The organism is Streptomyces sp. NPDC002520 (assembly GCF_053595235.1).
Window position 1 is genome coordinate 96,707 of the sequence record NZ_JBSFXG010000011.1, and the last position, 19,316, is coordinate 116,022.

Genomic DNA, 19,316 nt, shown 5'->3' on the forward strand with positions numbered 1-19,316 from the left:
TGTTGTGAAGAAGACCTCGACCCGGCTGGCCGACGGTCGTGAGCTGATCTACTACGACCTGCGGGACGACACCGTGCGCGACGCCGTCGACCGTCGCCCGCTGGAGCCCACGGTCACCACGGCCGAGATCCGCCACGACGTGCTGCTCGGCGACTCGGTCGCCGTCGCCTCACACCGCCAGGGCCGCACCTACCACCCACCGGCCGACGAATGCCCGCTCTGCCCGACCCGGGGCGGGAAGCTCAGCGAGATCCCCGACTCCTCGTACGACGTCGTCGTCTTCGAGAACCGCTTCCCCTCGCTCGCCGGCGACGTCGGCCGCTGCGAGGTCGTCTGCTTCACCTCCGACCACGACGCGTCCTTCGCCGACCTCACCGAGGAACAGGCACGGCTCGTGCTGGACGCGTGGACGGACCGGACGTCGGAGCTGTCGCACCAGCCCTCCGTCAAGCAGGTGTTCTGTTTCGAGAACCGGGGCGAGGAGATCGGCGTCACCCTCGGGCACCCGCACGGCCAGATCTACGCCTACCCCTTCACCACCCCCCGCAGCGCCCTGATGCTCCGCTCGCTCGCCGCCCACCGGGAGGCGACCGGCGGGGAGAACCTGTTCGACGCCGTCCTCGCGCGTGAACTCGCCGGCGAGCGGGTCGTCCTTGAGGGTGAACACTGGGCGGCCTTCGTGCCGTACGCCGCGCACTGGCCGTACGAGGTCCACCTGTATCCGAAGCGCCGCGTGCCCGATCTGCTCGGCCTCGACGAGGCGGCGCGCACAGAATTCCCGAAGGTCTATCTGGAACTCTTGAGGCGCTTCGACCGGATCTTCGATGGGCGGGAGGGTTCTGTGGGCGGGTCTCCGACGCCGTACATCGCGGGCTGGCACCAGGCCCCGTTCGGCACGCTGGACGGGTTCGGCGGTGTCACGCGCGACGACTTCGCGCTCCACCTCGAGCTCTTCACCATTCGCCGCACTTCCGGCAAGCTGAAGTTTCTCGCGGGTTCCGAGTCCGGCATGAGTGTGTTCATCAACGACGTGCCGCCGGAGCGCGCGGCAGAGCGACTGCGAGAGGTAGCGAGTTCATGAAGTACCTGGTGACGGGTGGCGCGGGTTACGTCGGCAGTGTCGTGGCACAGCACCTGCTGGAGGCCGGCCACGAGGTCACCGTCCTCGACAACCTCTCCACCGGCTTCCGCGAGGGCGTGCCCTCCGGTGCCGCGTTCATCGAGGGCGACATCCGTGACGCCGCCAAGTGGCTCGACGCCTCCTACGACGGAGTGCTGCACTTCGCCGCGTTCTCGCAGGTCGGCGAGTCGGTGGTGAAGCCGGAGAAGTACTGGGACAACAACGTCGCCGGCAGCATGGCCCTGCTCGGCGCGATGCGCGAGGCGGGCGTGCGCACGCTCGTCTTCTCCTCCACGGCGGCCACCTACGGCGAGCCGGAGCAGGTCCCGATCCCGGAGTCCGCCCCGACCCGGCCGACCAACCCCTACGGCGCCTCCAAGCTCGCCGTCGACCACATGATCACCAGCGAGGCGAACGCCCACGGCCTGGCCGCCGTCTCACTGCGCTACTTCAACGTGGCCGGTGCCTACGGCACCTGCGGCGAGCGCCACGACCCCGAGTCGCACCTGATCCCGCTCGTCCTCCAGGTCGCCCAGGGCCGCCGCGACGCGATCTCCGTCTACGGCGACGACTACCCGACCCCGGACGGCACCTGCGTCCGCGACTACATCCACGTCGCGGACCTGGCCGAGGCCCACCTGCTGGCCCTGACGGCCGCCCGGCCCGGCGAGCACCTCATCTGCAACCTCGGCAACGGCAGCGGCTTCTCCGTCCGCGAGGTCGTCGAGACCGTCCGCGAGGTCACCGGCCACCCGATCCCCGAGGTCGTCGCGCCGCGCCGCGGCGGCGACCCCGCGGCCCTGGTCGCCTCGGCGGACACGGCCCGCGAGAAGCTGGGCTGGAACCCGTCCCGCGCGGACCTCGCCGGGATCGTCGCGGACGCGTGGGAGTTCGCGCAGAGCATCGCGAAGGGGCACTAGTGGGGGCACAGCAGGTCCGGGAGCGCTTCGCCGAGCTGTACGGGGCCGAGCCGGAGGGGGTGTGGGCGGCGCCGGGCCGGGTCAACCTGATCGGCGAACACACCGACTACAACGACGGCTTCGTCATGCCGTTCGCTCTTCCGCACCGGGTGACGGCGGCGGTCTCCCGCCGCACCGACGGCGTCCTGCGCCTGCACTCGGCGGACGCCGGCGGCGACGTCGTGGAGCTGTCCCTGGACGCGCTCGCCCCGCAGAGCGACGCGAACTGGACGGCGTACGCGGCGGGCGTCGTCTGGGCCCTGCGCGAGGCCGGCCACGGGATCACCGGCGCCGACGTCCACCTCGCCTCCACGGTCCCGACCGGCGCGGGCCTGTCCTCCTCGGCGGCCCTGGAGGTCGTGATCGCGCTCGCGCTCGACGACCTGTACGGCCTCGGCCTGCAGCGCTGGCGGCTGGCCCGCCTGTGCCAGCGCGCCGAGAACGTGTACGTCGGCGCGCCGACCGGGATCATGGACCAGACGGCCTCCGCCTGCTGCGAGTCCGGGCACGCCCTCTTCCTCGACACCCGTGACCTGTCCCAGCGGCAGATCCCCTTCGACCTCGCGGCGCGGGGACTGCGCCTGCTGGTCGTCGACACCCAGGTCAAGCACGCCCACAGCGGCGGCGAGTACGGCAAGCGCCGGGCCGGCTGCGAGAAGGGCGCCGCTCTGCTCGGCGTGGACGCCCTGCGCGACGTCGCCTACGCCGACCTGGACGCGGCCCTCGCCCGCCTCGGCGACGAGGAGGAGATCGTCCGCCTGGTCCGGCACGTGGTGACGGAGAACCACCGGGTGGAACGCGTGGTCTCCCTCCTCCGGGCCGGCGAGACCCGGGCCGTCGGCCCGATCCTCACCGCGGGCCACGCCTCCCTGCGCGACGACTTCCGCGTCTCCTGCCCGGAGCTCGATCTGGTCGTCGACACCGCCCTCGCATCCGGCGCCCTCGGCGCCCGCATGACCGGCGGCGGCTTCGGCGGCTCGGCCATCGTCCTCACGGAAGCCACCGACGTCGACACCCTCACCAAGGCCGTCGAGGAGGCCTTCGCGGCGGCGGGCTTCAAGGCCCCGCGCGTCTTCGAGGCGGTGCCGGCGGCGGGGGCGCGGCGGGTCGGCTGACGTCCGCTGTTCAGGGGGCGGTGCCAGGTTTCAGAACCCGGCGCCGCCGCCCGCGAAGCGGACCGGCGAGACGAGGGCGACGCGGATCAGTCCGGGTTCCGGCGGTGGGGCGTCGTAGACGTAAGTGACCGTCAGAGCCGGACGGGTGTCCGTGGCTTCGACGCGTGTCGTGTAGAGCTTCATGCCTCCGACGGCACCGCGTGCCTGCCGGCCGAGCAGAGGGGTCTTCTCCAGTTCGGCGCGCAGAGCCTCGACGGCCTCAAGAGCCCCGTGGCCGATGGCCTGACAGCGGGCGAGGGCCTCATGGGTGATCTCGGCGATGACTGGTTGCTTGTCCTCGGTCAACGCTCGGTCCCTCGAGCAGCCTGGATCTCGGCGACGGCCGTGGCCACCGCGGTGTCGAAGCCGGGATCCTGCCGGGCGATGATCCGGCCGCGGAACTCCTCGACCAGGCGGACGACGCCGCTGAGATCGGCGGGGTCGGCGTGGTTGATCTCGCGGGCCAGTTCGGCCTCGAAGTCGTCGCTGTCGCCGGGGAAGCCGTAGCCCATGGTGAGCGCGGCACGGAGTTCGCCGATGGTGCGCACGGGGGGAAGGTGGGGCGTGCCGGAGTCTGCCGGTTCTGCGGTCATGGCGGACAGGGCTCCTTTCACGGGTGTGGGTTTCACGGTACCGGGAGCCGCTTGGTCAGCGTGTACTCCGTGACGCCCGGCGGATAGTCGGGGATCACGCACACCACGTCGTACCCCTGCCTCGTGTAGAACTCGGGCGCCTGGAAGTCCCAGGTCTCCAGGCGAGCGCCCGTGCAGGCGCGGTCGGCGCGGGCGATGCGCTCGGCGCGGGCCAGCAGGTGGGAGCCGACGCCCTTGCCGCGGTGGCGGGCGTCGACCCACAGGTAGGTGACGTGCAGCCAGGTCGTCCAGGTGTGGCCGACCAGGCCGCCGGCCAGATCGCCGGCGGAGTCCAGGGCCCAGACGTGCAGGGGGACTTCACGTTCGCCGGGCGTGCCGCGCAGCGCGGCCAGCACCGGCGAGGCCGCCGTGTTGGTGTTCCGCAGCCGGGCGCGCAGCAGATCACATCGGTCTTTGTCGACTTCCGCCTCAATACGAAACATGCGGCACACCATAAGCGCGAAGGACGGCCAGTTCTGTAAATCGACTTCCGCTCCGTGCTCCCGTCCGTACTCTGAGGAGCAGCACCGGTGGGGGCCGGCGCCGATCAGGGGGCGAGACTGGCGGGTACGGCGCCCGCAGTGGGGGTAACAGTTTCCGCGACGGCGGCGGCCGTGCGGTCGGCGTTCCTTCCGCGGGTGTCGTACCCGCGCGGGTCGCCGTTCTCCGACCTTTCCGGACGTTCTCTCCGGACGTCTTCCGGACCTTTGGCCATCCCCTGCTCCATGTGGAGCCCGGGGAAGGGGGTTTCGTTGGTTCGCATTCGAGTCCTGGTCGTCGACGACCACCGCATCTTCGCCGAGTCGCTCGCCGCCGCCCTGGCCGCCGAGCCCGACGTCGACGTCTCCGCCGCGGGCAGCGGCCCGGCCGCGCTGCGCTGTCTGGAGCGCGCGGCCGCCGAGGGCCGCCGCTACGACGTGCTCCTCGTCGACGCCGACCTCGGCGGCACCGTGCCCGGCATGCGCCCGGCCGTGCCCGGCATGCGCCCGGCCGTGCCTGTCCAGGTGGGCGGCGAGGGCGGTCTGGTCGACGGGATCTCGCTGGTGGCGGGCGTCCGCGCGGCCCAGTCCGGGGTGCGGACCGTGGTGCTCGCCGAGAAGGACGACCCCCGGCGCGCGGCGCTCGCCCTGCAGGCCGGCGCCTGCGGCTGGGTCGCCAAGGACTGCTCCCTGTCCCGGCTGCTGACGGTGGTACGGGGTGTGCTGCGCGACGAGACGCATCTGCCGCCCGCGCTGCTCACCGGTGTCCTCAAGGAGCTGACGGCCGCGCGCAAGCACCGCACCGAGAGCGAGCGGCTGGTGGAGTCGCTGACCCCGCGCGAGCTGGAGGTGCTGCGCTGCATGGTCGCGGGCCTGGGCCGCAAGGCCGTGGCGGAACGGCTGTTCCTGTCCCCGCACACCGTGCGCACCCACATGCAGAACGTCCTCGGCAAGCTGGGCGTCCACTCCACCCTGGCCGCCGTGGCGCTCGCCCGGCGGGCCGGGCTGGGGCCCGCGGAGCTTCCCCTAGCCGGGAATGTTGTCGAACGGGGCGGTCAGCTGGCGTAGCAGCCCCGCGAGTTCGGCCCGCTGGGCGCGGGACAGCTCGCCGAGGATCGCCCGCTCCTGGTCCAGCAGGCCGGACAGTGCCTGGTCGGCGCGGTCCCGGCCGGTGTCGGTGAGCCGGACCAGTACGCCCCGCCGGTCGCTCGGGTCGGGCAGCCGCTCGACCAGGCCCTTCTTCGCGAGCCGGTCGATCCGGTTGGTCATCGTGCCCGAGGTGACCAGGGTCTGGGTGAGCAGTTGTCCGGGGGAGAGCTGGTACGGCGTTCCCGCGCGCCGCAGCGCGGTCAGTACGTCGAACTCCCACGGTTCGAGCTCGTGCTCGGAAAAGGCGAGCCGGCGTGCGCGATCCAGGTGCCGGGCCAGTCTGCTCACCCGGCTGAGCACCTCGAGCGGCTCCACGTCGAGGTCCGGGCGCTCCCGGCGCCATGCTGCGACCAGCCGATCGACCTCGTCCTCCATGGAGATCAGTGTAGTGGTTGTGTCGACGTGAAGTCTCTTGACTCCAAACCTCTTGGAGAAAAATCTCTCGATATCAAGTTTCTTGACATAGAGATAATTCGGAGAGGAAAGTACTGCACATGACGACACCCACCTGGGATCCCGCCCAGTACCTCCGTCACGCCGGCCACCGCGCCCGCCCCTTCGTCGACCTCCTCGCCCGCGTCCCGGCCCTCCCCGCGGAACCCTCCGCGAGGCGCCCCCGCATCGCCGACCTCGGCTGCGGCCCCGGCAACGTCACCGCCCTGCTCGCCGAACGCTGGCCCACCGCCCGCATCACCGGCTACGACAACTCGCCCGAGATGCTCGACAAGGCCCACGTCGACCACGCGGGCCCCACGGCAGGGGGCGGAAGCCTCGACTTCGCCCACGCCGACGCCCGGACCTGGACACCCGAGGAGCCGTACGACCTGATCGTCTCCAACGCCACCCTGCAGTGGGTGCCGGGCCACGCCGAACGCTTCGCCGACTGGATCGCCGGCCTCACCCCCGGCGGCACCTTCGCCTTCCAGGTCCCCGACAACATCGATGCCCTGCTGCACTCCCTGATGCGCGACCTCGCGGCCACCCCCCGCTGGAAGCCCCGCCTCGCCGACGTCCTGCGCGAGGTGGACTCCGTCGACACCCCCTGCGCCTACCTGGACCGCCTCGCCCGCCTCGGCTGCGCGACCGACGTCTGGCAGACCACGTACTTCCACGTCCTTGAGGGCGAGGACCCGGTCCTGGACTGGGTCAAGGGCACCGGCCTGCGCCCCGCCCTGACCGCCCTGGCCGACGACCCGGAGGCCCAGGGCGCCTTCCTCACCGAGTACCGGGACCTGCTGCGGGAGGCCTACCCGACCGAGCCCTACGGCACGGTCATGCCCTTCCGCCGGCTGTTCGCGGTGGCCGTGAAGGAAGAGTGAGAGTGCTGTTCCTGTGAACGGTCAGACCGTCCGGCCCAGGTGTGTGACGAGGATGCGGATGACCTCGGCCTCGACGACATAGAGGACTCGGTAGCCACCGACGCGAAGGCGGCGCATGTCCGGACCGTACGGCGTCGATTCCATCGGTCGCGGATCGTGAGCCAGCTCGTCGATCGCGTCCAGGACCTTGGCGAGTCCTGCTGGGTCGTCCTCCAGGAACCGTGCCGCAGCATTGAGGGCGTGCGGTTCGAAGATGATCTCGTAGGTCACGACTTTTCGAGCCCCAGCCGCCTGCGCACCTCTGCCATGGGGATGCCCTCGCCCAGCGTCCCTTCCGCCTTGCGTCGCTGGTAATCGGCGACGGCCACGGCGTCTTCGAGATCCTCTATCACCTGCGGGGACACGAGGAGTGCGGCGACGTGCCCATGGTCGGTGAGGGCGATCGTCTCGCGGCCGTGAGCCGCACGGCGAACCAGGTCGCCGAGCTGGGAACGGGCTGCACTGATCGCGATCTGAGTCATGCCGCCAGGATTCCACAAGGTGTATCTAGCTGCCCACTAGTGTCACCTTTTCCGGTGAACCTCAGCTCTTCCGATGCCCGATCAGCCGCGGCCTCGGCTCCAGGCCGTCCAGGCCGTGCCAGGCCAGGTTCACCAGGTGCGCGGCGACCTCCGCCTTCTTCGGGCGGCGCACGTCCAGCCACCACTGGCCGGTCAGGGCGACCATGCCGACCAGTGCCTGGGCGTAGAGGGGGGCGAGCTTCGGGTCGAAGCCGCGCGACTTGAACTCGCGGCCCAGGATGTCCTCCACCTGGGTGGCGATGTCGGAGATCAGCGACGCGAAGGACCCCGTCGACTGGGGGATGGGGGAGTCGCGGACCAGGATGCGGAAACCGTCCGTGTACTCCTCGATGTAGTCGAGGAGCGCGAAGGCCGCCTGCTCGCACAGCTCGCGGGGGTGGCCGGCGGTCAGCGAGCCGGTCACCATGTCCAGCAGGCGCCGCATCTCGCGGTCCACGACCACCGCGTACAGCCCCTCCTTGCCGCCGAAGTGCTCGTACACCACCGGCTTGGACACCCCGGCCTTCGCCGCGATCTCCTCCACCGAGGTGCCCTCGAAACCCTTCGTCGCGAAGAGGGTGCGACCGATCTCCAGCAACTGCTGGCGGCGCTCGGCACCGGTCATACGGGTCCGGCGGGTCCGCCGCTGCTTGTCGTTGCTCGGAGTGCTGCTGGAGTCGGTCGCCACGGCTTCAATCATGCCGCCTCGGCGGGCGCCTTCCCGCGCTGGGAGCCGCCTTCACCGGTGTTGCGTCGCGAATCGATACGTGAGCGTGACGGCCAGCGCACGTCGTACGCCCAGCCGAGCATCTCGAACCAGCGGATGAACCGCGCCGAGGAGTCGATCTGCCCGCGCATCACACCGTGCCGCGCCGAGGTCGGGTCGGCGTGGTGCAGGTTGTGCCAGGACTCCCCGCACGACAGCACCGCCAGCCACCACACGTTTCCCGAGCGGTCCCGCGACTTGAACGGCCGCTTGCCCACCGCGTGACAGATCGAGTTGATCGACCACGTCACATGGTGCAGCAGGGCCACCCGCACGAGTGATCCCCAGAAGAACGCGGTGAAGGCGCCCCACCAGGACATCGTCACCAGACCGCCGATCAGCGGAGGCAGGAACAGGGACACGGCCGTCCAGTAGACGAACTGGCGGGAGATCGCCCGGATCGCCGGGTCCTTGACCAGATCCGGGGCGTACTTCTCCTGCGGAGTCTGCTCCTCGTCGAACATCCAGCCGATGTGGGCCCACCACAGGCCCTTCATCAGCGCCGGGACCGTCTCCCCGAACCGCCAGGGCGAGTGGGGGTCGCCCTCGGCGTCGGAGAACTTGTGATGCCTGCGGTGGTCGGCCACCCAGCGCACCAGCGGGCCCTCGACCGCCAGCGACCCCATGATCGCCAGCGCGATCCTGAGCGGCCGCTTCGCCTTGAACGCACCGTGGGTGAAATACCGGTGGAAACCGATCGTGATGCCGTGACAGCCGAGGAAGTAGAAGAACACCAGCAGGCCCACGTCGAGCCAGCTCACCCCCCAGCCCCAGGCCAGCGGCACGGCCGCCACCAGTGCCAGGAACGGCACGACGATGAACAGGAGCAGGGTGATCTGCTCGATCGAACCCTTCTGCTCGCCGCCCAGCGTGGCGGAGGAGACAGGTGTGTCGGGGGCCTTACGGGCTTCGTCGATCACATCGGAACTGGAGGTCATGCGCGTCCCCTGTGGGGTCGAGGGTCGGGGCAGGTGCCGGGAAGCCGGGACCGGGCGGGAGTCGAACGGTACTGCCCTACGGCTCCGTAACCTACGGCGTCGTAAGTATGGCAGCGTGTCGTGCGGCGGCAAGAGCCCCAGAATCTGCGCGTCCGCACCGCCACCTATCCTTGGGGTCGGTCGGACAGCGCGGTCCGCTCTGATTCCTTCCCGGACGTTCCGGCCCGCATGCGGCACCCGCCGCATGGTGGATGGTGCCCCGGGTTCCCTCCCAGACGAGCTTCAACACTGCAAGGAGCCGCACCTGTGAGCAGTGCCGACGACCAGACCACCACGACCAGCAGCGAGCTGCGCGCCGACATCCGGCGCCTCGGCGACCTCCTGGGCGAGACCCTCGTACGGCAGGAGGGCCCCGAACTTCTCGAACTGGTCGAGAAGGTCCGCAGCCTCACCCGCGAGGACGGCGAGGCAGCCGCCGAGCTGCTGCGCGGCACCGAACTCGAGACCGCCGCCAAGCTGGTCCGCGCCTTCTCCACCTACTTCCACCTGGCCAACGTCACCGAGCAGGTGCACCGAGGCCGCGAGCTGCGCGCCCGCCGCGCCGCCGAGGGCGGCCTGCTGGCCCGCACCGCCGACCGCCTCAAGGACGCCGACCCCGAGCACCTGCGGCAGACCGTCGAGCACCTCAACGTTCGCCCGGTGTTCACGGCACACCCCACCGAGGCCGCGCGCCGTTCGGTCCTCAACAAGCTCCGGCGCATCGCCGCGCTCCTGGAAGCGCCCGTCCTGCCCTCCGACCGCCGCCGGCACGACGTCCGCCTCGCCGAGAACATCGACCTCGTCTGGCAGACCGACGAACTGCGCGTGGTGCGACCGGAGCCCGCCGACGAGGCCCGCAACGCCATCTACTACCTCGACGAGCTGCACGCCGAAGCCGTCGGCGACGTCCTGGAGGACCTCACCGCCGAACTCGAACGCGTCGGCGTCGAGCTCCCCGACGACACCCGCCCCCTCACCTTCGGCACCTGGATCGGCGGCGACCGCGACGGCAACCCCAACGTCACCCCCCAGGTGACCTGGGACGTCCTCATCCTCCAGCACGAACACGGCATCAACGACGCCCTGGAGATGATCGACGAACTGCGCGGACTGCTCTCCAACTCCATCCGCTACACCGGCGCCACCGACGAACTCCTGAAGTCCCTCGAGGCCGACCTGGACCGGCTGTCCGGGATCAGCCCCCGATACAAGCGCCTCAACGCCGAGGAGCCCTACCGGCTCAAGGCCACCTGCATCCGGCAGAAGCTGCTCAACACCAAGCGGCGCCTCGCCACCGGCACCCCGCACGAAGCGGGCCACGACTACCTGGGCACCAGCGAACTCCTCGCCGACCTGCGGATCATCCAGACCTCCCTGCGCGAACACCGCGGCGCCCTCCTCGCCGACGGCCGGCTCGCCCGCACCATCCGCACCCTGGCCGCCTTCGGCCTCCAGCTCGCCACCATGGACGTCCGCGAACACGCCGACGCCCACCACCACGCCCTCGGCCAGCTCTTCGACCGCCTCGGCGAGGAGTCCTGGCGCTACGCCGACATGCCCCGCGAGTACCGGGCCAAGCTCCTCGCCAAGGAACTGCGCTCCCGCAGGCCGCTCGCCCCCACCCCGGCCCCCGTCGACGCGGCCGGCGCCAAGACCCTCGGCGTCTTCCGGACCGTCAAGAAGGCCCTGGAGGTGTTCGGCCCCGAGGTCATCGAGTCCTACATCATCTCCATGTGCCAGGGCGCCGACGACGTCTTCGCCGCCACCGTCCTCGCCCGCGAGGCCGGCCTCATCGACCTGCACGCCGGCTGGGCGAAGATCGGCATCGTCCCCCTCCTGGAGACCACCGACGAGCTCAAGGCCGCCGACACCATCCTCGAGGACATGCTCTCCGACCCGTCCTACCGGCGCCTGGTCGCGCTGCGCGGCGACGTCCAGGAGGTCATGCTCGGCTACTCCGACTCCTCCAAGTTCGGCGGCATCACCACCAGCCAGTGGGAGATCCACCGCGCCCAGCGCCGGCTGCGCGACGTCGCCCACCGCTACGGCGTACGCCTGCGCCTCTTCCACGGCCGCGGCGGCACCGTCGGCCGTGGCGGCGGCCCCTCCCACGACGCCATCCTCGCCCAGCCCTGGGGCACCCTCGAGGGCGAGATCAAGGTCACCGAGCAGGGCGAGGTCATCTCCGACAAGTACCTCATCCCCTCCCTCGCCCGGGAGAACCTGGAACTGACGGTCGCGGCCACCCTGCAGGCCTCCGCCCTGCACACCGCACCCCGCCAGTCCGTCGAGGCACTCGCCCGCTGGGACGCCGCCATGGACGTCGTCTCCGAGGCCGCCCACGCCGCCTACCGCCGGCTCGTCGACGACCCCGACCTGCCCGCGTACTTCTTCGCCTCCACCCCCGTCGACCAGCTCGCCGACCTCCACCTCGGCTCCCGGCCCTCCCGCCGGCCCGACTCCGGCGCCGGACTCGACGGCCTGCGCGCCATCCCCTGGGTGTTCGGCTGGACCCAGTCCCGGCAGATCGTCCCCGGCTGGTTCGGCGTCGGCTCCGGACTCAAGGCCCTGCGCGAGGCGGGCCTGCGGCAGGAAGGGGACACCGTCCTCGCCGAGATGCACGAACAGTGGCACTTCTTCCGCAACTTCATCTCCAACGTCGAGATGACCCTCGCGAAGACCGACCTGCGCATCGCCCAGCACTACGTCGACACCCTCGTCCCCGACGAGCTCAAGCACGTCTTCGACACCATCAGGGCCGAACACGAACTGACCGTCCAGGAGATCCTGCGCATCACCGGGGAGAACGAACTCCTCGACGCCGAGCCCGACCTGAAGCAGACCTTCGGCATCCGCGACGCCTATCTGGACCCCATCTCCTACCTCCAGGTCGCCCTCCTCAAGCGCCAGCGCGAGGAGGCCGCCGCCGACACCGACCCCGACCCGCTGCTCGCCCGCGCCCTGCTCCTCACCGTCAACGGCGTGGCGGCCGGCCTGCGCAACACCGGCTGAGGTCCGACTCCGCACACGACAGTGCCCCCGGGTTCCTGCGAGAACCCGGGGGCACCCCCATGTCCGACCCACGGCATTGCTACGGCCGCGGCACACGCCTCACTGCAACGCCACGAACGCCGACGTCAGCAGCAGCACACCCGCACCGCCCAGCACCCACGCCACCCGCGTCAGCCGCATCCCGCCCGCGACCACCACCGACGCCAGCAGCAGCGCACCACCCAGCGGCAACCAGGCGTACAGGATCCCCGCCGGCCCCGAACGCACCGCGTCGCTCGAACCGGGCTTCAGGACGACGTCGTACGTCTGCCCCTTGCGCACCGCGACCGTCTCCGCGAGCTCCACACGCGCACGCGCCCGCCCGCCCTGCGAGGCCGGCGCGAACGGCCCACTGCACACGCCGTGCGCGCAGGCCGTCACCCGGACCGTGCCGCGCTCACGCCCCTTCGTCAGCATCACGTGCTGTGCGGTCCCCCAGGAACCCCACACCCCGGCGATCAGAATCAGCACGGCGACGGCACCCATCGCCACGACCCTCCCGAACCGCAGAGCGGTCCCGGAGGCCTGGCGAGCAGTGGTGGCTGAGGCAGGCATGGCCGGGATCATTGGCCATGTCCGCGCGACCGGTCAACTCCGGCGCACGACAAGCACGGACAAGTCAGGAGTTGTAAGCGCTCTGCGCCCGCTCCAGACCCTCCGACACCAGACACTCCACCGCGTCCGCCGCACGGTCCACGAAGTAGTCCAGCTCCTTGCGCTCCGCGGACGCGAAGTCCTTCAGCACGAAGTCCGCCACCTGCATACGACCCGGAGGACGCCCGATCCCGAACCGCACCCGGTGGTAGTCCGCCCCCATCGCCTTCGTCATCGACTTCAGACCGTTGTGCCCGTTGTCGCCGCCGCCCAGCTTCAGCCGCAGCGTGCCGTAGTCGATGTCCAGCTCGTCATGGACCGCCACGATGTTCGCCACCGGCACCTTGTAGAAGTCACGGAGCGCGTTCACCGGACCGCCGGACAGGTTCATGTACGACATCGGCTTCGCCAGGATCACCCGCCGGCTGCCCGGCCCCGCCGGACCGATCCGGCCCTCCAGCACCTGCGCCTGCGCCTTCCCGGCCCGCTTGAACTTCCCCCCGATCCGCTCCGCGAGCAGATCCGCCACCATGAACCCGACGTTGTGCCGGTTCATGGCGTACTCCGGCCCGGGATTACCGAGCCCGACGACGAGCCAGGGGGCGCTTGCGGGGGTCGTCACGTGCATGTCTCCTTGATACGCCCTCAGAGGCGTCCTCGATATGCGCCAGCCGCTGCCCCCGAAGGGAACAGCGGCTGACCAAACGGCTACGACGAGGCTCAGGCCTCGGCAACCTCTTCGCCGGCCCCGGCACCCTCGCCCTCGGCGGCCTCCTCGACCTGCGCCTGCAGAACCTGCAGGACCACAGCGTCCTCCTCGACGGCCAGCGTCACACCGGACGGCAGCTTGATGTCCTTGGCGTGGACGGAGGCACCGGCCTCCAGGCCCTCGACGGAGACGGTGAGCGCCTCGGGGATGTGCGTGGCCTCGGCCTCGACCGGCAGCGCGTTCAGCACGTGCTCGAGCAGGTTGCCACCCGGGGCCAGCTCGCCCTCGGTGTGCACCGGAATCTCGACCGTGACCTTCTCGCCACGCTTGACCAGCAGCAGGTCGACGTGCTCCAGGAAGCCCTTCAGCGGGTCACGCTGCACGGACTTCGGGATCGCCAGCTCGTTGGTCTTGCCGTCGATGTCCAGCGAGATCAGGACGTTCGGCGTACGCAGCGCGAGCAGCAGCTCGTGGCCCGGCAGGGTCAGGTGCAGCGGGTCGGAACCGTGGCCGTACAGCACACCGGGAACCTTGCCCTCGCGACGGATACGGCGGGCGGCACCCTTGCCGAACTCGCTGCGGGTCTCGCCGGCGATCTTCACCTCGGACATGCGGATCACTCCTCGTAGAAATAGGTACGGACGTGGTCACCCGGCCACGAACGGCCTGCTACGAAGAGCGCGTCGATAACGGACCACCGCGAACCGCCGAAACGGCCACGGCCTCCCTCGCCGAGCAACTGAAGCAGTCTACTCGGCGAGGGAGGCCGCACCCAAAAGGATCTTCGAGTCAGCGCTCGCGGCTCACTGCTCGTCGAACAGGCTCGTCACCGAGCCGTCCTCGAACACCTCACGCACCGCGCTCGCGATCATCGGAGCGATCGACAGCACCTTGATCTTGTCCAGGTCCGCCGACAGCTCACCCGGCGTCGGCAGCGTGTTCGTGAACACGAACTCGCTCACCCGCGAGTTCTTCAGCCGGTCCGCCGCCGGACCCGACAGCACACCGTGCGTCGCCGTCACGATGACGTCCTCGGCGCCGTGCGCGAACAGCGCGTCGGCAGCGGCGACGATCGTGCCACCCGTGTCGATCATGTCGTCGACCAGGACGCACACCCGGCCCTCGACCTCACCCACGACCTCGTGGACCGTCACCTGGTTCGCCACGTCCTTGTCGCGACGCTTGTGCACGATCGCCAGCGGCGCACCCAGACGGTCGCACCACCGGTCCGCCACCCGCACACGACCCGCGTCCGGCGAGACCACCGTCAGCTTGTCCCGGTCCACCTTGTCGCCCACGTAGTCCGCCAGCAGCGGCAGCGCGAACAGGTGGTCCACCGGGCCGTCGAAGAAGCCCTGGATCTGGTCCGTGTGCAGATCCACGGTCAGGATCCGGTCCGCACCCGCGGTCTTCATCAGGTCCGCGACCAGACGCGCCGAGATCGGTTCACGGCCACGGTGCTTCTTGTCCTGGCGCGCGTAACCGTAGAACGGCACGATCACCGTGATCGAACGGGCCGACGCACGCTTCAGCGCGTCGATCATGATCAACTGCTCCATGATCCACTTGTTGATCGGAGCCGTGTGGCTCTGGATCAGGAAGCAGTCCGCACCACGCGCCGACTCCTGGTAGCGGACATAGATCTCGCCGTTCGCGAAGTCGAAGGCCTTCGTCGGGACGACCCCGACACCCAGCTGCTGGGCGACCTCCTCGGCAAGCTCGGGGTGGGCGCGGCCGGAGAAGAACATCATCTTCTTCTCGCCGGTCGTCTTGATCCCGGTCACAGCACTGTCTCCTCAGAGGTGTCTCAGCCAAGGCGGCTGCTCGGCGGCCTCTCGGCTGGGCACGAGAGGCCGTTTCGGCTGGTAAGGGTGCGGGTGTGCACTTATCACGGTACGCCGTGTTTGGCGCACCCGTTTCCGGTCAGTCCTCGCTCCGGCCCTGCCCGGACGCCGCCTCAGCCGCCTTCGCGGCCGCGCTCCCGGGACGCTTGCGAGCCACCCAACCCTCGATATTCCGCTGCTGACCGCGGGCCACGGCCAGCGAACCGGGCGGCACATCCTTCGTGATCACGGACCCGGCGGCGGTGTACGCACCGTCCCCGACCGTGACAGGAGCCACAAACATGTTGTCCGAACCGGTCCGGCAATGCGACCCCACCGTGGTGTGGTGCTTCTCCTGACCGTCGTAGTTCACGAACACACTCGCGGCGCCGATGTTCGTGAAGTCACCGATCGTCGCGTCCCCCACGTACGACAGATGCGGAATCTTCGTCCCCTCACCGATCGCCGCGTTCTTCGTCTCGACGTACGTACCGACCTTCGCCCCGTCGCCCAGCCGCGTACCAGGACGCAGATACGCGAACGGCCCCACGGACGCCCGCGCACCGATCCGCGCCCCGTCCGACACCGTGTTGTCCACCCGCGCCCCCGCACCCACCCGGGTGTCCTTCAGCCGGCAGTTCGGACCGACCTCCGCACCCTCACCGAGATGCGTCGAACCCGTCAGCTGCGTCCCCGGATACACCACCGAGTCCCGCTCGAAGGTCACGGTCACGTCCACCCACGTCGTCGCCGGATCGACCACCGTCACCCCCTCGAGCATCGCCCGCGTCAGCAGCCGCTCGTTCAGCGTCCGCCGCGCCTGCGCCAGCTGCACCCGGTTGTTGATCCCCGCGATCTCCCAGTGATCACCCGCCACCGACGCACCCACCCGATGCCCCGCCTCCCGCAGGATCCCGAGCACGTCCGTCAGATACTCCTCGCCCTGACTGTTGTCCGTCCGCACCTTCTTCAGCGCGTCCGCGAGCAACTGCCCGTCGAAGGCGAACACCCCGCTGTTGATCTCCCGGATCGCGCGCTGCGCCGTCGAGGCGTCCTTGTGCTCGACGATCGCGGTCACCGCGCCCGTCGCCTCGTCCCGGACGATCCGCCCGTACCCGGTCGCGTCCGGCACCTCCGCCGTCAGCACGGTCACGGCGTTCCCGTCCGCGTGATGCGTGGCGGACAGCTGCCGCAGCGTCTCGCCGGTCAGCAGCGGGGTGTCACCGCAGACGACGACCACCGTCCCGTCGACGGCACCGCCCAGCTCCTCCAGCCCCATCCGGACGGCGTGACCCGTCCCGTTCTGCTCCGCCTGTACGGCCGTCTGCGCACCGCGGTCGATCTCGGTCAGATGCGCGGTGACCTGCTCACGGGCGTGGCCCACGACGACGACCAGGTTGGCGGGGTTCAACTCACGGGCCGAGGCCAGCACATGGCCGACCAGGGAACGGCCGCAGATCTCGTGCAGGACCTTCGGTGTGGCCGACTTCATACGGGTGCCCTCACCCGCTGCGAGAACGACGACGGCTGCCGGGCGAATGGCGCTCACGGGGTTGCCCTTCGGCTCTGGATGGGTGGGGGTGACAGCCGAAGGATACCGGGGCGGAGTTGGGGGGATATGAGTGCGGGCCCTGACGGTGGTGTCAGGGCCCGAACCTCGCATGGCTCCCCCGCCAGGACTCGAACCCGGACAGATGGCACCAAAAGCCACAGTGCTGCCAATTACACCACGGGGGATCAAACTCGACTAAACCGGACATTCGGTTAGATCGCCGAGTCGGCACCCAACACTATGCCGTACCAAGACCCCTCGACGCGACGGTACAAGTCGGCGCCTTTCAGGCCTTTGATCATGAGGCAGCCGCGGCAGTTGTCGCCGGTGTTCTTTCGAACCGTCTCGGGGTGCGCTCTCCTGCTTGCCGGGTGGATGCGTCATGTGCATGCCGTCCGGCCGGAATGCCGTGTTCCGGAGTCGAACGGGAGGAGTTCAGCAGTTCGAGGGATATCAGGGAGTTTCGGGGTCGTTCGAGTACGGAGCGTGGTCCTCTTCGGTAGACGAAACTCACCGGAAAACCGGGCGTCTACGCCCGTAGGGTGGAGGCATGACCACGACGGGGGAAGAGCATGCCCGGGCGGCCCTGGCCGGCCCGTGGTGGTGGGGGAGGTGGCGTAGTGCGGTGCTCGACGGGGCTCTCGCGCTGGTGTCCGCCGTGGAGTGCGGTGCGGAGGGGATTCCGTTCGCGCGGGACGCGGGGATCCCGGCGTCCCTGGGGATCGTCTTCGGGCTGATCGCCGGTTCGGTGCTGCTGGTGCGCAGGAAGTGGCCGATCGCCGTCGTGCTGGTGGCGATCGCGATCACGCCGGCCCAGATGGGTTTCCTGATGGGCATCGTCGGCCTGTACACGCTGGCCGCGGCGGAGCTGCCGCGGCGGATCATCGTGGCGCTGGCGGGCATGTCGCTGCTGGGCACGATGATCGTGACGTTCGTGCGGGTGCGGCAGGACATGGCGCAGGGTGATCTGACCCTCGGTGACTGGTTCGTTCCGTTCGCTTCGATCACGACGTCCCTGGGGCTGACGGCGCCGCCGGTGCTGCTCGGGCTGTACGTGGGTGCGCGGCGCCGGCTGATGGAGAGTCTGCGGGAGCGGGCGGACAGCCTGGAGCGGGAGCTTCAGTTGCTCGCGGAGCGTGCGGAGGAGCGGGCCGAGTGGGCGCGGGGCGAGGAGCGGACGCGGATCGCGCGGGAGATGCATGACGTGGTCGCGCACCGGGTGAGTCTGATGGTGGTGCACGCGGCGGCGTTGCAGGCGGTGGCCCGGAAGGATCCGGAGAAGGCCGTGAAGAACGCGGCGCTGGTGGGGGACATGGGCCGGCAGGCGCTGACCGAGTTGCGGGAGATGCTCGGTGTGCTGCGTGCCGGGGACGCGGGGGGCGGTGCGGAGCGGCGTTCGGCGTCGGTGCCGTTGGCCGCGGTGCGGGTGGCGGCGGCCGAGGCGGCGTCCAGGGCGGGCACCGAGCAGGCGGCCGAGGCGGGTGCGGAGGGGCCGTGTCTGTCGGAGCTGGAGGAGCTGATCGGGCAGTCGGCCGCCACGGGGATGGTGGTGCGTCTGACGGTCGAGGGGGACGCGCGCCTGTACAGGGCGGAGATCGAGCAGACGGCGTACCGGGTGGTGCAGGAGGCGTTGACGAACGTCCACAAGCACGCGGCGGGTGCGAAGACCCATGTGCGGCTGGCTCATCGCCGGGCGGAGATCGCGATGCAGGTGGAGAACGAGCGGCCGCCGGAGCTGGGGCCGGCGTCGGCCGCGGGGCTGCCGTCGGGCGGCAACGGCCTGCTGGGGATGCGGGAGCGGGTCGTGGCGCTGGGCGGTGTGTTCGTGTCGGGGCCGACGGACGCGGGGGGCTTTAGGGTGTCGGCGGTGATTCCGGCGGCTTAGGGGGCGCGGCGCGGGGCCCGCGGTGCCGGGTGGTCAGCCGGTGGTGAGGCGGACGGGTTCCGTGCCGGCGATGAGGGTGGTCAGGGCGTGGTCGATGTCGGGGCCGACGTACCAGTCGCCGGTGTGGTCGAGGGTGTAGACGCGGCCTTGGGTGTCGATGGCGAGGAGGGCTGCGGTGTCGGTCTCCTCGCCGAGGGGGCTGATCTCGGTGTCGAGGGCGCGGCCGAGGTCGCCGAGGGTGCGGGCGTGGTGGAGGCCGTGCAGCGGGTCGAGGTGGAGGGTCGTGGGGGCGACCTGGCGGCCGGGGCCGCCGGGGGTGACGTGCAGGCCGCCGAATTCGGCCCAGGCCTCGACGGCGGCGGGGAAGACGGTGTGCCGGTGTCCGGCGGGTGAGGTGTGTTCGCGCAGGGTGTCGGCCCAGAATTCGGCCTGCTTTATGTCCCAGCGCCCTGGCTGCCAGCCGGCCGCGCGCAGGGCGGCGTCGACGGGGACGGGGAAGCGGGTGGTCGAGGTGCGGTCGGTGTGCATCTGCCCTTCGATCGTCGTGCTGGCGGGTGGTTCTGGCGTGCGTGGGCTTGCTGGGTTCG

The 19,316-nt window shown here is 70.3% G+C and carries 21 protein-coding genes and 1 tRNA gene; 7 read left to right on the forward strand and 15 right to left on the reverse strand.

Translation table 11 applies throughout. The features are described 5' to 3' along the window. The first annotated feature begins 4 nt into the window (after positions 1 to 4). Genes galT through galK form a run of 3 tightly spaced genes read left to right on the forward strand, consistent with a single transcriptional unit; the run spans position 5 to position 3,194 of the window. Positions 5 to 1,081: a galactose-1-phosphate uridylyltransferase gene (gene galT / locus ACWD5D_RS17880; RefSeq protein WP_451373644.1), complete on the forward strand. Its 1,077-nt coding sequence runs from the start codon at positions 5 to 7 to the stop codon at positions 1,079 to 1,081. Further along, positions 1,078 to 2,040, forward strand: coding sequence for a UDP-glucose 4-epimerase GalE (gene galE, locus ACWD5D_RS17885; RefSeq protein WP_451373645.1), 963 nt, complete (start codon positions 1,078 to 1,080; stop codon positions 2,038 to 2,040). The genes galT and galE overlap by 4 nt, the downstream gene beginning before the upstream one ends. Continuing rightward, on the forward strand, positions 2,040 to 3,194 hold the full coding sequence (galK, locus tag ACWD5D_RS17890; RefSeq protein ID WP_451373646.1) for a galactokinase: 1,155 nt from the start codon (positions 2,040 to 2,042) through the stop codon (positions 3,192 to 3,194). Before galE ends, galK begins: the two co-directional genes overlap by 1 nt. A 30-nt stretch (positions 3,195 to 3,224) precedes the next feature. Here the strand turns inward: galK and ACWD5D_RS17895 are convergent, their stop codons facing one another. The 3 genes from ACWD5D_RS17895 to ACWD5D_RS17905 are packed head-to-tail and all read right to left on the reverse strand — an operon-like array spanning position 3,225 to position 4,320. Next, positions 3,225 to 3,539 (reverse strand): hypothetical protein, encoded by a 315-nt coding sequence (locus ACWD5D_RS17895; protein ID WP_451373647.1) that lies wholly within the window; start codon positions 3,537 to 3,539, stop codon positions 3,225 to 3,227. After that, on the reverse strand, positions 3,536 to 3,826 hold the full coding sequence (locus ACWD5D_RS17900) for a hypothetical protein (protein ID WP_451373648.1): 291 nt from the start codon (positions 3,824 to 3,826) through the stop codon (positions 3,536 to 3,538). Before ACWD5D_RS17900 ends, ACWD5D_RS17895 begins: the two co-directional genes overlap by 4 nt. Positions 3,827 to 3,858: 32 nt before the next feature. Beyond that, positions 3,859 to 4,320, reverse strand: coding sequence for a GNAT family N-acetyltransferase (locus ACWD5D_RS17905; protein ID WP_451373649.1), 462 nt, complete (start codon positions 4,318 to 4,320; stop codon positions 3,859 to 3,861). A gap of 297 nt (positions 4,321 to 4,617) precedes the next feature. Here ACWD5D_RS17905 and ACWD5D_RS17910 point away from each other — a divergent pair, with 297 nt between their 5' ends. Next, complete coding sequence (locus ACWD5D_RS17910; protein WP_451373650.1) at positions 4,618 to 5,412, forward strand: LuxR C-terminal-related transcriptional regulator; 795 nt, start codon at positions 4,618 to 4,620, stop codon at positions 5,410 to 5,412. On the opposite strand, the gene tamR is transcribed toward ACWD5D_RS17910, so the two are convergent. Beyond that, positions 5,371 to 5,868 carry a MarR family transcriptional regulator TamR gene (gene tamR, locus ACWD5D_RS17915; RefSeq protein ID WP_451373651.1) on the reverse strand — a complete coding sequence of 166 codons (498 nt, stop codon included), beginning with the start codon at positions 5,866 to 5,868 and terminating at the stop codon, positions 5,371 to 5,373. The two genes, ACWD5D_RS17910 and tamR, sit on opposite strands and share 42 nt — an antisense overlap. Before the next feature lie 119 nt (positions 5,869 to 5,987). On the opposite strand from tamR, the gene ACWD5D_RS17920 reads away from it, so the two are divergent. Further along, the gene (locus ACWD5D_RS17920) at positions 5,988 to 6,812 is read left to right on the forward strand and encodes a trans-aconitate 2-methyltransferase (protein WP_451373652.1); all 825 of its coding nucleotides are present in this window, start codon (positions 5,988 to 5,990) and stop codon (positions 6,810 to 6,812) included. Positions 6,813 to 6,833: 21 nt separating this feature from the next. On the opposite strand, the gene ACWD5D_RS17925 is transcribed toward ACWD5D_RS17920, so the two are convergent. From ACWD5D_RS17925 to ACWD5D_RS17940, 4 genes are all read right to left on the reverse strand, one after another. Continuing rightward, the gene (locus tag ACWD5D_RS17925) at positions 6,834 to 7,082 is read right to left on the reverse strand and encodes a type II toxin-antitoxin system RelE family toxin (protein WP_451373653.1); all 249 of its coding nucleotides are present in this window, start codon (positions 7,080 to 7,082) and stop codon (positions 6,834 to 6,836) included. Further along, a complete protein-coding gene (locus ACWD5D_RS17930; protein WP_451373654.1) occupies positions 7,079 to 7,333 on the reverse strand; it encodes a type II toxin-antitoxin system Phd/YefM family antitoxin in 255 nt (84 codons plus the stop codon). The genes ACWD5D_RS17925 and ACWD5D_RS17930 overlap by 4 nt, the downstream gene beginning before the upstream one ends. 61 nt (positions 7,334 to 7,394) lie before the next feature. Beyond that, positions 7,395 to 8,072: a TetR family transcriptional regulator gene (locus tag ACWD5D_RS17935; RefSeq protein ID WP_451373655.1), complete on the reverse strand. Its 678-nt coding sequence runs from the start codon at positions 8,070 to 8,072 to the stop codon at positions 7,395 to 7,397. Continuing rightward, positions 8,069 to 9,076, reverse strand: a complete 1,008-nt coding sequence (locus ACWD5D_RS17940) for an acyl-CoA desaturase (RefSeq protein WP_451373656.1) — start codon at positions 9,074 to 9,076, stop codon at positions 8,069 to 8,071. Before ACWD5D_RS17940 ends, ACWD5D_RS17935 begins: the two co-directional genes overlap by 4 nt. A 306-nt stretch (positions 9,077 to 9,382) precedes the next feature. Between ACWD5D_RS17940 and ppc the strand changes: the two genes are divergently transcribed. Continuing rightward, the gene (ppc, locus tag ACWD5D_RS17945; RefSeq protein ID WP_451373657.1) at positions 9,383 to 12,127 is read left to right on the forward strand and encodes a phosphoenolpyruvate carboxylase; all 2,745 of its coding nucleotides are present in this window, start codon (positions 9,383 to 9,385) and stop codon (positions 12,125 to 12,127) included. Between the two features lie 99 nt (positions 12,128 to 12,226). Here ppc and ACWD5D_RS17950 read toward each other — a convergent pair whose 3' ends face one another. The 6 genes from ACWD5D_RS17950 to ACWD5D_RS17975 form a co-directional block, all read right to left on the reverse strand. Continuing rightward, the gene (locus ACWD5D_RS17950) at positions 12,227 to 12,733 is read right to left on the reverse strand and encodes a hypothetical protein (protein WP_451373658.1); all 507 of its coding nucleotides are present in this window, start codon (positions 12,731 to 12,733) and stop codon (positions 12,227 to 12,229) included. A 52-nt stretch (positions 12,734 to 12,785) separates the two neighbouring features. Beyond that, a complete protein-coding gene (gene pth / locus ACWD5D_RS17955; protein WP_451373659.1) occupies positions 12,786 to 13,388 on the reverse strand; it encodes an aminoacyl-tRNA hydrolase in 603 nt (200 codons plus the stop codon). A gap of 92 nt (positions 13,389 to 13,480) precedes the next feature. After that, positions 13,481 to 14,080 carry a 50S ribosomal protein L25/general stress protein Ctc gene (locus ACWD5D_RS17960; RefSeq protein ID WP_451373660.1) on the reverse strand — a complete coding sequence of 200 codons (600 nt, stop codon included), beginning with the start codon at positions 14,078 to 14,080 and terminating at the stop codon, positions 13,481 to 13,483. A 192-nt stretch (positions 14,081 to 14,272) separates the two neighbouring features. Continuing rightward, the gene (locus ACWD5D_RS17965; protein WP_451373661.1) at positions 14,273 to 15,253 is read right to left on the reverse strand and encodes a ribose-phosphate diphosphokinase; all 981 of its coding nucleotides are present in this window, start codon (positions 15,251 to 15,253) and stop codon (positions 14,273 to 14,275) included. A 139-nt stretch (positions 15,254 to 15,392) separates the two neighbouring features. After that, positions 15,393 to 16,841: a bifunctional UDP-N-acetylglucosamine diphosphorylase/glucosamine-1-phosphate N-acetyltransferase GlmU gene (glmU, locus tag ACWD5D_RS17970; protein ID WP_451373662.1), complete on the reverse strand. Its 1,449-nt coding sequence runs from the start codon at positions 16,839 to 16,841 to the stop codon at positions 15,393 to 15,395. 113 nt (positions 16,842 to 16,954) lie between these two features. Beyond that, positions 16,955 to 17,029 (reverse strand) — tRNA-Gln (locus tag ACWD5D_RS17975). A 365-nt stretch (positions 17,030 to 17,394) separates the two neighbouring features. Here ACWD5D_RS17975 and ACWD5D_RS17980 point away from each other — a divergent pair. After that, the gene (locus ACWD5D_RS17980) at positions 17,395 to 18,729 is read left to right on the forward strand and encodes a sensor histidine kinase (protein ID WP_451373663.1); all 1,335 of its coding nucleotides are present in this window, start codon (positions 17,395 to 17,397) and stop codon (positions 18,727 to 18,729) included. Between the two features lie 33 nt (positions 18,730 to 18,762). Here the strand turns inward: ACWD5D_RS17980 and ACWD5D_RS17985 are convergent, their stop codons facing one another. Then, the gene (locus tag ACWD5D_RS17985; protein ID WP_451373664.1) at positions 18,763 to 19,257 is read right to left on the reverse strand and encodes an SUKH-3 domain-containing protein; all 495 of its coding nucleotides are present in this window, start codon (positions 19,255 to 19,257) and stop codon (positions 18,763 to 18,765) included. Positions 19,258 to 19,316 lie beyond the last annotated feature (59 nt).